Source organism: Bacillus aerolatus (assembly GCF_009183655.1).
Lineage (GTDB): Bacteria > Bacillota > Bacilli > Bacillales > Domibacillaceae > Pseudobacillus > Pseudobacillus aerolatus.
Window position 1 is genome coordinate 25006 of the sequence record NZ_WEIO01000008.1, and the last position, 16753, is coordinate 41758.

Here is a 16753-nt window from a genome sequence, read left to right on the forward strand (position 1 = left end):
GCAAAGACATTAGCAGCAACTCTTTATTAGTTTACTTCTGCTTGCTTCTTAATTAATTGAGAGGCTTTTACTGTTTCTTTATCAGGATTAGTAAAGATCAAAAAAATCAAACTGAAAACCAATAAGATTGAAGCTGCCAGCATCACTGAATAATTAAAACCTAGGACTGTATTTTTTCCTGCCAATTGAACGACAAAGCCGGTAGCGAGAGGGCCAACAATCCCTGCTAAATTCGCTAATCCTATTAATGTTCCCGATGCTAACCCTTTTCGCTCTGGCAGCAAATGATTAGCAATTTGCGGGGCAATGGAAAACATCGTATTAACAAGCGTTAATCCTAATCCTAAGGCGATAATGGCCCCTATCGTTGATTGAATGACTGTCGTTGAAAAAAAGGCTGCAGCGCCCAAAATTAAAGAAATACCGGCCACCAATACACGAGACTTCCGAAAACTTTTTGTTTTCTTGAATAAATGGTCTGACAGTGCTGCAATGACTACTGACCCAAGGGCAGTAAAAATGCCAATTCCCCCAACGATATACCCCATTTGCATTGGTGATAAGTGAATCACTTCGGTTAAATAAGTTGGCATCCAAACAAATGCCCACGATAAAATCCAAAAGGCGGAGAAGAAAGCTAAAGTCGTAAGAATAAAGTTAGCGGAAAGGAATACCTTAGAAACTTCCTTCCATTTAACCTTTGGTAACTTTTCTCGAGGCTCATGAGCGGCAACTTGACTTTTAGGTTTTTCACGACCAAAAGTGATCCACAATATGCACCATATAAGACTGAGAGCTCCTAAAAAACCGAAGCCAATACGCCAGCTGTAGCTGTGAATAATCAGAATAAGAAGCGGAGCCATTAATTTAGCCCCCATACTTCCACAGTTTACAAGTGAGATCGCAAATGCCCGCCGCTCCGGTGGGAACCATTTGCTGATGTGGCTAATAGCGGTTGCATAATAAGGCCCTTCAAAAGCCCCTAGAATCACCCGTGAAAAAATTAACAATGGCAAACTATAAATAGCGAATGCCCCTAACTGACAAATTGTCCAGACAATAGCCATAATCGTTAACATTTTCTTTGTCCCTATTTTATCTGACAAAGCAGCCCCTATAATGCCGGCAACAGAAAATAACCAGTAAAAACTACTTCCGACCATTCCCCACTGAGCGTATGTAAGGTTCAGATCTTCCATAATCGGAACTGCCGCATAGCCTACAATTGCCTTATCTGCATAGTTGATGATGTACAAAAAGAATAAAAAAACAACAATAACCCAACGCATAAAAATCCCCCTTTTATTCATCTATTTCGACAAATTGTAGATCTTTACTAGCAATCACTGTTCCTGAAAAAGCTCTGAAGCTTCCCGACACGCTTCTTCGAGATCGGCACCCGGAAGGAAATGCGTCATGACAAGTTTTTTCACACCGGCTTTTTCGGCTGTTTCACCGCACTGGACGGAGTGCAATGCTCTTTTCACAAGTTAACATATACTTTTTCAAATTCTTTATTTTCACCTTTCATATAACTGGTTCAACCACTGTAAGTTCACGCCGTCCAGTTCCCTGGCCGCCGATTAAAACTGGGCGTAACCGAACAAGTGGTTAGAATGCAAATTCGCTAGCCGCAAATTTTTGAATATTCAAACTTATAAAACGACAAATATACATTCTGTTGAAGGATAAAAAGATAATAATGTATCATTTCATATATCTTTTTAACTATCACTCAACCCTTTTTATGAAACAAAAACTGTATTTGACACCCGAATCACTTGAAGATCCCTTCCGACAATGACCTCTCCATCAAAAACATCAGCTGCCTGCTGTTTTGTTTCTTCTTCAATGATGTTCGGTAAAAAGTGTGTCAAAACAAGTGTTTTCACTCCGGCTTCTTTGCCGATTTTACCTGCCTGTTCCGGTGTACAGTGTTCTTTCTGTAAGCTGTCCCAGATCTTTTGCAGTTCGGGGCTTTTCGTATTACGGTACACGGCCGTCGGAGCAAGACACGCATCGATAACGAGAAGATCCGCATTTTTCGAAAGCTCTACAATCGCAGGAGTCGGTGCAGTATCTCCGGAAATGACCACTGTTTTCTCCCCTGTTTCAAAACGATAGCCATATGTTAATACGTTATGTACCATTTCAGCAGTTGTAATTTTCCACGGCAGTCCACAGTCGATTTCACCGGGCTCGTCAATTTCGATAATATTGACATCGAGCACTCCATTGCCTGGTCTGCCAAGTGACGTCCGGTAAGAGATGTCTTCATCGAACAGGTTGATGATCGTTTCATGAAAATGTTTCATTCCTTTTGGACCAACTACGGTCAATTTCCGGCGGCCAAGGCCCCATCCGCCAAGTAAAAATTGTCCGTACCCAAGCAAATGATCTGAATGGAGATGTGTCATAAATAAATAGTGAATGCTTTCCGGCGGGATTTCAGCTTTCATCAGCTGCGCTGTTGTTCCTTCCCCGCAGTCTATTAAAATGTGTGTATCGTCAATGGATAAAACCTGCGCGGGACCTGACCGTTCAAGATCCGGTCGTGGGCTTCCTGTGCCAAGCATTGTCACTTTTACGTTTGTCATGTTACTGATCCTCCCTTTTCATCTCCCAGCGCCCTAGTCTTATGTCTTATTTATTTTCGCAAGCGCTTTCTTAATAAATTTTATTGTAAATGTTTTAACCATTTTAGTCAAAAGTTTTTTGAAAATTTTCTCTTTTAAATAATTTTTGTCATTCTAATAATAAGAGCTGTACAACCTTTTTAGTTTTAGGCATATATACGAGTACTTTTTACATTATTGACATTCATTTAGTGATTGATTATACGACCAATTTGAATAAAAGCGATATAATAAAGAAAGTGAGAGTAAAAAAGCGAGGGAATGATTATGTTAAAACAATTTACGGGGGCTCTGTCTCAAAAAGAAAAAAGCTTAAAAGAACTGTACAGCCTCATCGTAGAACACGGTCCTGTATCAAAAAGTGATTTAATTAAATACACCGGGATGAGACAGACGACTTGCTCCCGCCTCATCGATGAATTACTTGGAATTGGGCTCATTGTTGAAAGTGGATATGGCGAATCAAGCGGGGGACGCAAACCGGTTATGTATGAAATAAAAGATGATGCTAATTATGTAATCGGCATTGATATTTCGAGAACATATACGAAAGTATTGTTAATGAACCTTGCTTTCGTTGTCTTAGAGGAAGCCAGACTAACGATGAACGAAACAACTACTCCTGCCTTTACAGTTGACTTTATCTCCTCTAGCGTTCATAACATGCTAAATAAGTTTGGCCTTACTCAAGATGACATTTTAGGAGCAGGACTTGGAACAATTGGTCCATTAGACCGTGAAAACGGCATAATATTAAATCCTATTAATTTCCCTTCAAAAGGCTGGGAAAACTTCCCGATCAACAGCTTGTTAAGTGAAAAGTTGCGGCTTAATACATTGCTCGATTATGGAGCGAATACCGCCCTGCTTGCGGAATATCAGCAGGAGCCTTTTAAAAAACACAAAAATGTTGTTCACGTTTTAAAAGGAATCGGTACACGCACGTCCATGATCATGGATGGAAGGCTTATACGCGGAACTGATAAACTCGGTATGCTTGGCCAGGGACATATGGTTGTTGATCTGTACGGCAGAAAATGTATTTGTGGAAATAACGGATGTGTACATGCTTACTCATCTATTTCTGCTATAAAAGAAGACATTATAAGCGGCCTTGAGCAAGGCGCTCCATCGATCATCCGTGACTGGAAATCAGATCCTAAAGAAATGGACTTTGATGATATTTGCCGAGCGGCTAATGAAAGAGATTCCCTTGTCACACGCGTTGTCAAAAATGCCGCCTACTACGCTGGAGTTGGGCTTGCCAATTTAGCCAACGTCCTCTTCCCCGATGTCATTATTTTAAGTGGACCCACGTATACAAATATGGATTTGTTTTATGATGTCGTAAGTGAAACGGCGGCCGCTCGCTGTAGAAATATGTATCCTAATCAGGAAATTATTTTTACTCGGGGACTACTCGGCGAAAACGCTAGTGCCATCGGTGCTGGCCGGATGGTGCTCGATCACTATTTAACTGATCATACCACGCGTGTTGATTATGTATAAAATTCCATAAATAAACGAAAAAAAGACACCTTTCTTGTAGATTGTAAGTACCATCAAACAAACTCAAGAAGAGGTGTCCCCTATGATTTTGAATTTTATGTGCGGCAATTCTGACTTTATGAGCAGGATATCGTGGACTTATGCCCAATTTGTGAGCGAGAACCACGAAAATGTGTGCACCGCTTATTGTTCGATATTGATCGTGCTGATCTCTTTCCGGAATCCTTGTGTCTTAATAGCAAGATTTTGGATGCAAATAAGCTAAAGAAGCTGGCAAAACACCATCGCGTCCCATACTAAACAATACTGTAGAACCTGACGCCTGGCCTGCTAAAGCAGTAGCCGTTCCTGTTAAAACGAGAGCAATCGTTGAAGCTGCCGCCAACAGCTATCGCTATATCATAAAAAGCTGTATCCACACTTTTCAATGCGCCCAACTTTGTTTGAATAAGTGTCGCGAAATAAATTTGAATGCCAATGAGAACAGAACTAATTACACAAGTAATAATTGCAGCCCGTCCTACCATTTTCCCTGAAACTTTCGCATCTTCGGCCAAGGCAGTAATTCCATCGAAACCGATATACGAAAGAACCGCAATGGAAGTCCCTGCAATTAATGCGTTTATCGAAAAGGTTTCTTTGTGATAGATGCCATTTAAATTAACTAAACTTCCTATTCCTCCTTCCGATGTAAGCGCACACACCGCAAACCCTACAAATAGAAAGACGCTAATTAGCTTGACGATTAACATAACCGTATTTACCCATAAAAAGCAATTCCAGAGAATTAAATCTAAATTCTTTGATTTCCCTCTGGAATTGCTCTGGTTTCTTTAAAGCCCACAAAGCTTAGTTATCTATTAAACTTCTGAGATGAACAATAAGTAATTATGAAACAGAAACGGTACTTGTCACCGGGATAACTTGCAGATCTTTCCCGACGATGATTTCTCCGTCAAATACTTCAGCTGCCTGCTGCTTTGTTTCTTCTTCAATGATGTTTGGTAAAAAATGAGTCAAGACGAGTGTTTTTACGCCGGCTTCTTTGCCGATTTCACCTGTCTGCTCTGGTGTGCAGTGTTCTTTCTGCAAGTTATCCCAGATCTTCTGCAGTTCAGGACTTTTCGTATTGCGATAGACGGCAGTCGGGGCAAGACAAGCATCGATAACAAGGAGATCGGCATCTTTCGAAAGCTCCACAATGGCCGGTGCAGGTGCCGTGTCTCCGGAAATGACCACTGTTTTCTCTCCTGTTTCAAAACGATAGCCATATGTTAATACGTTATGAACCATTTCAGCAGCCGAAATTTTCCATGGGAGCCCGCAATCGACTTCTCCAGGTTCGTCAATTTCGATAATATTGACATCCAGCACACCGTTTCCTGGTCTTCCAAGTGATGTCCGGTAAGAGATGTCTTCATCAAACAAGTTGATAATCGTTTCATGAAAATGCTTCATTCCTTTTGGTCCGACAATTGTCAGTTTCCGGCGGCCCAGTCCCCATCCACCAAGTAAAAATTGCCCATATCCAAACACGTGATCAGAATGAAGATGAGTCATAAATAAATAGTGAATATTTTCCGGCGGGATGCCCGCTTTCATCAGCTGCGTCGTTGTTCCTTCGCCGCAGTCAATTAAAATATTCGTATCATCGACCGTTAAAACTTGCGAAGGTCCTGACCGTTCCAAATCCGGACGCGGACTTCCTGTACCAAGCATCGTTACTTTTACATTTGTCATATTCTTGTTCCTCCCTTTTTCACATTCTTGCGTTTAAGGCTTATATTCCACTTATTGCAATAAGCATTTTCTAAATTGTTTTATTGTAAATGTTTAAACCATTTTAGCCAAAACTTTTTTCATTAGACAGTTTATCAGCCCCCTAAACTTGATTTCAAATTTGGATGAAAGTGACTAGGAAGATTAGGGAATTATCATGATCTGGATTATTGCTCGATATTTAGGGAGCTTATCTCTTTTTGGAACCCTTGTGTCTTGATGGCAAGAACGATCCCGCCGATTAGCAGCCAACAAACGCCAACTACTTGCCCAACTATTTCCATTCCCAGTAAAATATACAGACATACACTGATCCCGAGTACAGGCGAAATCAAATTAGCAATGAAGTGCTTTCCTTTTCTCTCTTTTCTTTTTATGAAAAACTCGATAATGACTGATATGTTGACAAAGATAAAACCGATGATGGCTCCGAAGACGACAATGAGGAAGAAGACACTGATCGGTATCATAAGAGCTCCGATGTAACCTAACACAGCTAATAGAAAGACACTATAAACCGGTGTTTTATATTTCGAATGCAAGTAAGCGAAAGAAGCTGGCAGAACGCCGTCGCGCCCCATGCTAAAGAGTACCCTGGAACCTGAAGCCTGACCTGCCAAAGCCGTTGCCGTTCCAGTTACAACGAGGATCATTGTTGTAACTGCAGCTAAGCCGCTCCCACCAACAGCTATCGCTATATCGTAAAAAGCGGTATCTGTATGTTTCAATACGCCTAGCCTCGATTGAACAATTGACGCCAAATAAACTTGAACTCCAATAAGTAAAGAACTAATCACACAAGTAATCATCGCAGCCCGTCCTACCGTTTTTCCTGATACTTTGGCGTCTTCGGCCAGCGCGGTGATTCCATCAAATCCGATATAAGCAAGCACGGCAATCGAAGCTCCTGCTATTAAGGCACTTGTGGAAAAGGTTTCCCCTCTATATATACCGTTTATATTTACTAAACTCCCTATTCCACCATCAATTGTAAGCGCATACACGGCGAAGCCGACGAATAAAAAGACGCTGATCAGCTTTACAATTAACATAATCGTATTTAAATGTGCAGTTAGCTTAGCCCCACGATAATTGAAGAAAGTCATTGGGATGATCAGTATGAGTAACATGAACCACAATGGAATAAAAGGGAATAATTCCATCGCAAAAGCCGAACTCAATTTATAAATCATCATCGGGAAAATTAAGTAATCCAATAATATAGCCCATCCAGCTATAAATCCTAAGCTTGGATTCAAACTATGTGTAACATAACTGTATGTAGAACCTGCTTTTGGCACGATAGATGCCATTTTCCCATAACTTGCAGCTGTAAAAATCATAGCAATAAGTCCGATAAAAACGGCTAAAACCCCATGTCCTCCAGAAGAAAACGTTAATTCTCCAAATAATGATTGAGCAGAGTTGGGTGAAATAAAGATCAGACCAAAAATGACCAAATCTCTTGTTCGCAGCACTCTTTGTAAGTTTTGCCCCTCTTGATTAGCTGTACTCACTGTTTTCCTCCCCGTAAAGAGCAATTCCAGAGAACTCATTCCTAGGCATTTGATTTCTCTTGGAATTGCTCTGATTTCTTTCAATCTCATAAAACGTAAATGTCTATTAACTTACTGAATTTCTGAGGTGAACAAACGAGATGTGTTTCATTGCAAGTTCTCTTACTTTTCACAAATGCTCTTTTCGATTGCACTTAATGAGTCATCAAAAATTTGGATCATTTCTTCTACTTGTTCTTTTGTAGTCGTTAGAGGCGGCGCCATAACGATCGTATTCGAACCTTCAAATATAACTGGTCGTACGACTAGCCCTCTTTTTAAGCATTCTTGTACGAGTTTAGGGGCCACCGCTAATGAAGGATCAAATGGAATTTCGTTTTCTCGATCTTTATACAATTCAAAAGCTGCCAATAATCCGATTGCTCTCGTTTTCGTGACAAACGGGTACTTTTCTTCTAAATATTCAAATCCTTTCTTTAATACAGCCTCCATTTGTTTTGCATTAGAAACAAGATCTTCTCTTTCGATAATCTCAATGTTTTTTAATGCGACGGCACAAGCGACAGGGTGTCCGCTGTAAGTAAATCCGTGAAAAAACATTCCATCTGACAATTCGGACAATTCATCCCGCAATGTTTCACGGATGATGACGGCCCCCAACTGACTGTATGCGCTCGTAATTCCTTTCGCCACGGTCATCACATCCGGAACAACATTCCAGTTATCTACTCCAAACATTTTTCCTGTCCGGCCAAATCCACAAATCACTTCATCCGTTATCATTAAAATCCCATATTCATCACAAAGATCTCGAATCGCCTGCAAATATCCATCCGGCGGGATAAACATTCCTCCTGCTCCCTGAATCGGCTCTAGAATAACTGCAGCGACTGTATCAGCACCTTCGCTTTCAATGACTCCTCTTACACTTCCGGCAAAATCTGAATCCGTCCGGTCTCCAAGTTCACAGTCGGTTTTAAACCTTGTTGTGGCATGAATAAAATCCGGGGCTTGTGCAGTTGCCATATTTTGAAATTGTTCGATTCCTGTTGCACTTGTTGCTCCAACTGTGATTCCATGATACCCGCGTTTTAAAGCAATAATTTTCGTACGCTTCGTTTCACCTTTTAATTTCCAATAATGACGAACAAGCTTAAAGGCTGTGTCGTTTGATTCAGATCCTCCTGATGTGAAGAAGCTGACGTTGAGATCACCAGGTGTCAGCGTTGAAAGCTTTTTCGCCAAACGGATGACCGGTTCATGTGACATTCCTTGAAAACAAGAACTGAAGGCCAATTTTTTCATTTGTTCTTTAGCCACTTCTGCCAACTCTTCACGTCCGTGCCCAACATTCACATTCCATAGAGAAGACATGCCATCGATATATTTATTTCCGTTTATATCAGTTAAATAAATTCCTTCTCCTTCTTCAATAATAAGTGTTGGTCCATTCTCTTGATGCTGTTTAATTGCAGTAGTCGGGTGCAAAAAGTGTTTTCTATCTAATTCTTTCAATTGTTCAGTGCTTACGTTTTCCGTTATATTACTCATTACGGACCCCTCCTGATTAGTTTACTAGTCAACTAAATAATCACTCTATCCACAATTGTTTCTTATATAATTGTCGAAATAAATTTCTTTTCAAGAAAATCTGCTAACCCGTCTGTTCCTCCTTCACGTCCCATACCGCTTTCTTTTATACCACCGAATGGGCCTTCCACTTGAGAAAGAACCGTGTCATTTATTCCTACCATTCCGTACTCTAATGCTTCAGATACGCGTACAGACCTAGATAAATCTTTCGTAAAACAATAAGCAGCTAATCCGTAATCCGTGTCATTCGCTTTAGCGACTACTTCTTCTTCCGTTTTAAATGTGAAGATTGGTGCGACTGGACCGAATGTCTCATTTGTAGCAATCATCATCGTATCTTGTACATCTGCTAAAATAGTTGGCTTGTAAAAATACCCCTCTTCATGTCCTTCAACTTCGTATTTTTCGCCGCCGGTGACTAACTTCGCTCCTTGCTCTACTGCGTTGTTCACTTGCTCCTCTACTTTGTTCAAACCGGCTTTACTTACTAACGGTCCCACGTCTACTCCCTTTTCCAATCCATTTCCTACACGTAAAGATTCCGCTTTTTCTTTTAATAATGATAAGAACTGATCCTTAATGGATTCTTGTACGTAAATACGGTTGGCGGAAATACATGTTTGTCCACAGTTTTGAAATTTACAGCGAGCAAGCTGCTCAATAGTATGCTCCAGATCAGCATCTTCAAAAACGATGAACGGCGCATGCCCGCCAAGCTCCATGGATACCCGTTTGACTTGATCGGCAGCTTTTCTTAATAACTGTTTTCCTACATTCGTTGAACCTGTAAAAGTAATTTTACGGATTCTTTTATCTGATAACAGAGCGTCACCGATCTGTTGTGGAGTTCCTGTGACTAAATTTATAACCCCTTTTGGAATTCCCGCTTTTTCTGCCAGTTCGAAAAACAAAATGGCGCTTCCAGGCGTCTGCTCAGCTGGTTTTAAGACAACTGTACAGCCAGCCGCAAGAGCAGGCGCGAGTTTTCTGGTAACCATTCCGAGTGGAAAGTTCCAAGGAGTAATGGCCGCGACAGGTCCAATCGGCTGTCTGATCACTTGCAGCCGCCTATTCTTAACGGCTCCGGGAATCACTTCTCCACTTACACGCTTTCCTTCTTCTAAATTCCAAAGAACGTACTCAGCCGCATTCATGACTTCACCACGAGCCTGCTGGATCGGCTTGCCCATTTCAACGGAAATGGACTTTGCTAACTGTTCGGAATTTTCAATCATCAGTTGGTATAGCCTGGTGAGAATTTCAGCCCGCTCTCTTCCTGTCTTAGCGGACCATTCTGGAAAAGCAGCAGCAGCCGCATCTATCGCCCGCTTTGTGTCTTGTTCATCCCCAAGCGCTGCTTTTGAAACAACCTGTCCCGTTGCAGGGCTAATGACATCGAAGTAACTTTCAGAAATCGGACTGACCCATTCTCCATTGATATACAAATTGTATGTTTTTACATCGTTTATTACCGTTGTCATATGAATCCTTCCTTTGCTAATTATATTTTTTCTCCAGTGTGAGGAATATGTGCTGCCATTCTTTAAAGTAAACCTTCACCTTATGAAAATCGCCTCTATTTCGACTTTTCATATCTTAGCGCTTCAACCTCGCCCACCTTTCACTTTCGTAAACGCTTCTCGAATTAATGTTATTGTAAACGTTTCCTCCATTTTAGTCAAAAGTTTTTTGTAAAATTCAAAATACATATAAAAAGTGGCGATTTTCAGATATTTTTCATATACTTTTTGTCAATTTGAAAGAAAGGTGCTTTAATCATTATCTATATAAGGTTTTTCTCTCCTATATGACCAAAATGGCAGAAAGCATTATAATAAAACTATTGTTGATGTGAGTAAAAAACGGAGGATAAATATGATTAAGCAATTTGCTGGTGTCCTATCACCAAAAGAAAAAAGTTTAAAAGAACTATACAGTCTTATTACAGAACACGGCCCTATCTCAAGGATTGATTTAGTTAAATACACAAGATTAAAGCAGACAACTTGCTCCCGGCTCATTGATGAACTAATCGAAAACGGACTGGTTATAGAAAGCGGTTATGGTCAATCAAGCGGCGGACGCAAACCAGTTATGTACGAAATTAAAGCGGATGCCTATTATGTAATCGGCATTGATATTTCGAGGACGTATACGAAAGTTTTATTACTGAATCTTAGTTTTTCCATCATTGATGAGGCGACGCTGACAATGGATGAAAAAACAACGCCTGATGTCACAATTGAGTTCATCGCTTCTCGGACTAAAACAATGATGGAGCGACGAGGACTCGCAAGTGATGATGTGTTGGGGGCAGGAATCGGAGCCATTGGCCCACTGGATCGTGAAAACGGCATCATTTTAAATCCGATTTACTTTTCATCTCCAGGCTGGGAAAACGTACCGTTGTGCAGTATATTAAGCGAAAAATTAAATATAAAAACAGTGCTGGAATATGGAGCCAACACAGCGACACTTGCAGAATATCAGCAAGATTCATTTAAAAAGTATCGGAATGTTGTCAGTATTTTAAAAGGAGTCGGGATACGCAACGGGCTGATTATAGACGGACGCCTTGTTCAAGGGGCCGATAAGCTAGGAGCATTCGGACAAGGGCATATGGTCGTTGATGTTCATGGGCGAAAATGCGTCTGTGGCGGCTACGGTTGTATTCATGCCTACTCATCTATTCCGGCGATTCAAGAAGAGGTCGTCAAAGGGCTAAAGCGCGGTTATCCTTCCATTCTTCGAGAGTGGCGAACAAATATCGAAGAGATTAATTTCGATGATATTTGCCGCGCGGTTAATGAAGGTGATTCTTTTGCAGAGGGAATTATAAAAGATGCTGCCTATTACTCTGGGATCGGTCTCGCTAATTTAGTTCACATGTTTTTCCCTGACTTAATTATTTTAGGTGGACCCCTTTATACCAAAATGGATTTATATTATAACGTTGTGACCGAAATAGCAACTAACCGTTCTAAAGTTATTTATCCTGAACACGAAATCATTTTCAGCAAGGGATTACTCGGTGAAAATGCCGGCGCGATCGGAGCTGGCAGGGCAATGCTAAATTATTATTTAACAGATCAGAACACAATTTACTAAAGCCCTTAAAACTTATAACCAAAACGGAAAAAAGAATGTTATACTGGAATTAGAACCGAAAAAGAGAACGTAAAGAGGTGTTCAAATGAAAAAAAACTGGAAGCTGCTTATGGAAATATTTTTCACCTTTTTAAAAATTGGTCCCATCACATTCGGCGGCGGTTATGCGATGATTCCAGTCATTGAAAGAGAAGTAGTCAATAAAAAGAAATGGATTCAGATGGAAGATATCACCGATGTACTTGCGTTGGCAGGGTCTGCTCCCGGTGCTATGGCTATTAATTCAGCTACATTTGTCGGCTACCGGATTGCTGGCATCAGCGGAGCCCTGGCCGCGATGTTAGGCGTCTTGCTCCCGACGTTTCTGATTGTGATCGCCCTTAGCATATTCTATCTGCATTTTAAAGATAACCCGAAAGTGGAAGCGGCCTTTCATGGAATCGGTCCTGCGGTTGTAGCGCTTATTTGTTTGGCTGCTTATAAAATCGCTCCAACGGCGATCATTGATAAAACGACGCTTGTCATAGCTGGATTGACCGTTGTCTTTCTGCTTTTTCTTCACATTCACCCTGTCATCATTATTTTCAGTGGAATGCTTGTTGGCATTTGTCTCGTTAAAATAAGAACACGGCTCGGCGGTCACACAAGGATCGATGGACATAAAAAGGAAGTTGGGTGAAAAAATGATTTTACTAGAACTATTTAAAACATTTTTCATTATCGGGCTTATCTCATTTGGGGGAGGTTACGCGACGATCCCCATCATTGAGATAGAAGTGACTGCCCATCAGTGGATGACTACTCAAGAATTCACCGACATTATCGCTATTGCCGGCATGTCACCTGGCCCGATCGCCACGAACTGCGCCGTCTTTGTCGGCTATCAAACAGCCGGATTCGCAGGAGCAGTTGCTTCTACACTTGGAGTCGTTTTGCCGTCATTGATCATCATTTTGGTGATCGCCGCCTTTTTTACCAAAGCGAACAAAAACCCGGTTGTCCAATCGGCTTTTTATGGACTGCGTCCTATTGTTGTCGGGCTTATTGTGTACGCAGCCATTAAATTTGCTGTTTCCAATCAATTAATCGGACCAGTTTCTCTCAATTCTATCAGCCTGCTGGGTATATTTTCGCTTTCTCTTCTTGCCCTAATAAAATTTCGTGCTCATCCTGCTTTAATTATTATTTTTTCTGGCATCGCGGGTGTAGCTTTGTATTCTTAATCTAAAGTTTGACCGCAGCAAAGTCCAAACAAATAGCTGTTTGGGCTTTGCTGCATATTTGCCCATAATCCATCCACAATGAAAAGCTGTCGGAAATCTTCCGACAGCTAGTATAAATGCTTAGCAACCTTGTTTTATGTTCTCTAAATATTTATAGTTATTTATAAATTACCAGCCGTAATTCTTCTCAAGACGATCAATCTGCTTTTGCTGATAAGTATTTTCTCTTTCTAAATCAGCGGCCTTCTCTTCTAAACCTTTCACTCCTTCTTCTAAACCAGCTAATTTATCTAAAACTTGGTCTAACTTTTCCAAAACCTCAGCTAACTTATTTTTGTCTTTATCCTTGTCTTTACCTTTATCCTTGTCTTGGTCTTTATCTTTATCTTTATTTTTGTTGTTGTCTTGGTCTTTGTTTTTGTCCTTGTTTTTGTTTTTGTCTTTTCCTTGATCTTGACCTTGATCCTGACCTTGGTCTTGGTCCTGACCTTGCTCTTGATCTTGATCTTGACCTTGGTCTTGATCTTGGTCTTGACCTTGATCTTGATTTTGATCTTGATTTTGATCTTGATTTTTATCTTTCTTGTTTTTACCTTGGTGTTTCTTACCTTTACCATGTCCTTTTGGCACGTTTATCCCTCCTTTCTTTAATAAGTTATGAAAAAAAAAGATAAGCGCATAGACAAATATCACAAAGCTGAAATATTTATTAATAACATTCTATTCGTTAGTTATGAAAAGACATGACTTACTTTTCCACCCGAATATTTTTATTTACGTATGCCCAATTTTGTGGAAATGAAAACCGCAGCCGCCAGTAAGTTGTTCCAAGCAGATTATATACTTCCATTAGTTCATATTTAGCTGCTACACTCTTGACATCTTCAAATGAAACAGCATGTTCCAAGCCTCCACGTCTGTAACGGTACGACGGTGACTGAGCCCGGCTGTCAAACTGAATAGGCACTCCGCTGGCAATGGCTTGATTTTGCGCTGCCAGCACAGTGAGCATGGCTGCTGTTCTGCCGGGCTGCGGCGGCAGTGTCCAATCATAACCGTATAAATTAATCGCCATCATCAGCTTGCGGGGATCAATCTGGCTAACAACATAAGTTAATACTTGCTCGATCCACCAAACAGGCGAAATGGGAGCAGGCGGTCCGAGGGCATAGCCATAATCAATCGTCATGACAGCCGTAATATCTGCCGCTTCCCCAATCGCCCGGTAATCAAGAAAGCCAGTCAGCCGGTTCGTCGGCTGATCGCCCGTTTTAGCATGGGCATTCACTTGCAAAACACGGCGGCCGAGTGCCCTTTTCAGCTCCCGCACAAATGCCGTGAAATCTTGGCGCCGGGTCGGCGAAACAAACTCAAAATCAACACTGACCCCTGCATAACCTTTTTGAATCACTGCAGTGACAATGTTTCGTATCAAAACCGGCCGGCGTGCAGGATTCAATATGTGATCTGCCAGTTCCGTACTGAATGTGCCCCCTTCATAGTTACTGACGACCATTAGCGGTTTTATGTTGTTTTGTTTGCAATCTTTAAGGATCTGTTCGTCGTTCGCCTGAATCAACATTCCGTCACGCGTGAACGAATACGTAAAAATGGCCAGATACGTAATATGGCTAGCGAGTGATTTTAATGTATCCAAATAAGGCGTTGGATCAAAGGCATCCATAAAGACAAGGGTCTGCATCGTATATGATTGCCATGTAGGAATACGGAGGCGCTCGTTGATTTTTAACTTATTTGGGCTGAGGCTCGGATTAGCAGCAATAATTAACTGAACAGATGATTGAAATGTTTGTGCAATCTTCCAGAGTGTATCACCCGCTTTTACTTGATAAAAACGTTCAGGAAGGGCCTCATCAGGTATGTACAAATTCAGCCCGGGCACAAGTGCACCTGAAACGAGCCCGTTAATACGCATAAGTGCAGAAATAGGCACACCGTATACGCTGGACAGTTTCCATAACGTATCTCCCGGCATCACTGTATGAACCGCCATGACTCTCCTCCCCTTTGCGTATGATTTTCTTCTATACATGTATGTAAAAAAAGAAGAAAACATGAACGTTTTTCAATAGCGTACTTTTCTGCAAACAGCTAAATAAAAAAGCGTACCCATTTAGGGTCCGCTTCTTAGTTACAGTGATCACCTTCACACGTATTATCAGCTAAATCAATTTGAATCGTTGTATGGTCAATATGAAATTGATCATGCAACTTTTTTTGAGCACTGAGGAGCACGGACTGTCCATCTATATTTGGTTCGATCACGACGTGGCAGCTTAATGCTGGAAAATTGGAAGTAATCGCCCATACATGCAAATCGTGAACGTCTTTCACTCCCGGCAAGGCGAGTAAAGCCTGCTTGATTTGGGTAACATCAAGGTTATCGGGCACGCCTTCCATCAAAATGTGAAAAGAATCTTTTGTGACACGCACACCGCTGATGATGATCAAAATGGCGACGATGACACTGGCAATCGGATCAGCTAAATTCCAGCCGAAAAACATGATCATTAAAGCAGCGGCTATTGCCCCGACAGAACCGAGCAAATCACCGAGAACATGTAAAAAAGCGCTGCGTACATTTAGATTTTCGTCTTTATCGCCTTTCATTAAAATATATGCCGCAACAATATTAACCATTAATCCAATGACTGAGACGATAAGCATCCCCTTGCTCATGACTTCCGGCGGTGCCAGCACTCTTTTATACGCTTCCAAAAAAATATAAATAGAGATCGCGAGCAATGTTAGGCCGTTAATAAAAGCGGCTAAAATTTCAAATCGTTTGTAGCCAAATGTTTTCGATAAAGTCGCTTCTTTTTCACCAAATTTTAACGCCAAATAGCTGAGACCAAGCGCAGCCGCATCACTTAGCATATGGCCCGCATCTGATAATAAGGCAAGACTGTTTGTCAGAATCCCTCCGATCACCTCTATAACCATATAGGTCGCAATAAGCAGAAAAGACAGTTTTAATGCTTGCTTGTTATTACTTGAATGGTGATGATGCCCATGCCCGTGATGGTGATGATGATGGTGACTATGGCTGTGTGAATGTCCCATTGTACGCCTCCTTATATGAATATATGTTCATATATATAGTATTTCAAATGCGCCTCTTTTGTTCAAGCTTTTTAGCAAAAATAAGAAATCTTTTTTCTAGATGCTTTATCTCACATAACATTATTAGCTATTAATGGAGAGAAAAGAGTGATCACATCTTTTAATTGCCCAGTCGTTTACATTTTTACTCTTCCTTTTTAATTATAACTTGACTTATAATTTTCACAAAGGTTAAAATGTTTCCTAAGGTAAACATTTTCGCAGGCGAGCATATATATAAACGAAGAAAGATCTTTTAATCGTA

At 41.0% G+C, this 16753-nt stretch carries 14 protein-coding genes; 4 read left to right on the top strand and 10 right to left on the bottom strand.

Going from position 1 to position 16753, the window contains the following annotated elements:
* Positions 1-26: 26 nt before the first annotated feature.
* Together F9802_RS13280 and F9802_RS13285 are read right to left on the bottom strand one after the other, a co-directional pair.
* On the bottom strand, positions 27-1289 hold the full coding sequence (locus F9802_RS13280) for an MFS transporter (protein ID WP_191991962.1): 1263 nt from the start codon (positions 1287-1289) through the stop codon (positions 27-29).
* A gap of 456 nt (positions 1290-1745) precedes the next feature.
* Positions 1746-2597 (bottom strand): MBL fold metallo-hydrolase, encoded by an 852-nt coding sequence (locus F9802_RS13285; protein ID WP_152152741.1) that lies wholly within the window; start codon positions 2595-2597, stop codon positions 1746-1748.
* 306 nt (positions 2598-2903) lie between these two features.
* On the opposite strand from F9802_RS13285, the gene F9802_RS13290 reads away from it, so the two are divergent.
* Positions 2904-4145: an ROK family transcriptional regulator gene (locus F9802_RS13290; protein WP_191991964.1), complete on the top strand. Its 1242-nt coding sequence runs from the start codon at positions 2904-2906 to the stop codon at positions 4143-4145.
* 296 nt (positions 4146-4441) lie between these two features.
* Here the strand turns inward: F9802_RS13290 and F9802_RS13295 are convergent, their stop codons facing one another.
* From F9802_RS13295 to F9802_RS13315, 5 genes are all read right to left on the bottom strand, one after another.
* On the bottom strand, positions 4442-4897 hold the full coding sequence (locus tag F9802_RS13295) for an APC family permease (protein ID WP_152152745.1): 456 nt from the start codon (positions 4895-4897) through the stop codon (positions 4442-4444).
* Between the two features lie 136 nt (positions 4898-5033).
* Positions 5034-5885 (bottom strand): MBL fold metallo-hydrolase, encoded by an 852-nt coding sequence (locus F9802_RS13300; RefSeq protein ID WP_152152747.1) that lies wholly within the window; start codon positions 5883-5885, stop codon positions 5034-5036.
* Between the two features lie 206 nt (positions 5886-6091).
* Positions 6092-7441 carry an APC family permease gene (locus F9802_RS13305; RefSeq protein ID WP_191991966.1) on the bottom strand — a complete coding sequence of 450 codons (1350 nt, stop codon included), beginning with the start codon at positions 7439-7441 and terminating at the stop codon, positions 6092-6094.
* Positions 7442-7603: 162 nt separating this feature from the next.
* Complete coding sequence (locus tag F9802_RS13310) at positions 7604-8992, bottom strand: aminotransferase family protein (protein WP_152152751.1); 1389 nt, start codon at positions 8990-8992, stop codon at positions 7604-7606.
* Between the two features lie 62 nt (positions 8993-9054).
* Positions 9055-10515, bottom strand: coding sequence for an NAD-dependent succinate-semialdehyde dehydrogenase (locus F9802_RS13315; protein ID WP_152152753.1), 1461 nt, complete (start codon positions 10513-10515; stop codon positions 9055-9057).
* A 394-nt stretch (positions 10516-10909) separates the two neighbouring features.
* Here F9802_RS13315 and F9802_RS13320 point away from each other — a divergent pair, with 394 nt between their 5' ends.
* The 3 genes from F9802_RS13320 (at position 10910) to F9802_RS13330 (ending at position 13365) form a co-directional block, all read left to right on the top strand.
* Complete coding sequence (locus tag F9802_RS13320; RefSeq protein WP_152152755.1) at positions 10910-12142, top strand: ROK family transcriptional regulator; 1233 nt, start codon at positions 10910-10912, stop codon at positions 12140-12142.
* Between the two features lie 85 nt (positions 12143-12227).
* Positions 12228-12821: a chromate transporter gene (locus tag F9802_RS13325; RefSeq protein ID WP_152152757.1), complete on the top strand. Its 594-nt coding sequence runs from the start codon at positions 12228-12230 to the stop codon at positions 12819-12821.
* 4 nt (positions 12822-12825) lie between these two features.
* Entirely contained in the window at positions 12826-13365 is a 540-nt protein-coding gene (locus F9802_RS13330; protein WP_152152759.1) for a chromate transporter, read from the top strand.
* A 168-nt stretch (positions 13366-13533) separates the two neighbouring features.
* On the opposite strand, the gene F9802_RS19720 is transcribed toward F9802_RS13330, so the two are convergent.
* The 3 genes from F9802_RS19720 to F9802_RS13345 all read right to left on the bottom strand — a co-directional run bounded on the left by F9802_RS19720 (position 13534) and on the right by F9802_RS13345 (position 16449).
* The gene (locus F9802_RS19720) at positions 13534-13995 is read right to left on the bottom strand and encodes a hypothetical protein (RefSeq protein WP_191991968.1); all 462 of its coding nucleotides are present in this window, start codon (positions 13993-13995) and stop codon (positions 13534-13536) included.
* Positions 13996-14113: 118 nt separating this feature from the next.
* Complete coding sequence (locus F9802_RS13340; protein WP_191991970.1) at positions 14114-15379, bottom strand: glycoside hydrolase family 18 protein; 1266 nt, start codon at positions 15377-15379, stop codon at positions 14114-14116.
* Between the two features lie 134 nt (positions 15380-15513).
* Positions 15514-16449, bottom strand: a complete 936-nt coding sequence (locus tag F9802_RS13345; RefSeq protein ID WP_152152765.1) for a cation diffusion facilitator family transporter — start codon at positions 16447-16449, stop codon at positions 15514-15516.
* Between the last annotated feature and the right edge of the window lie 304 nt (positions 16450-16753).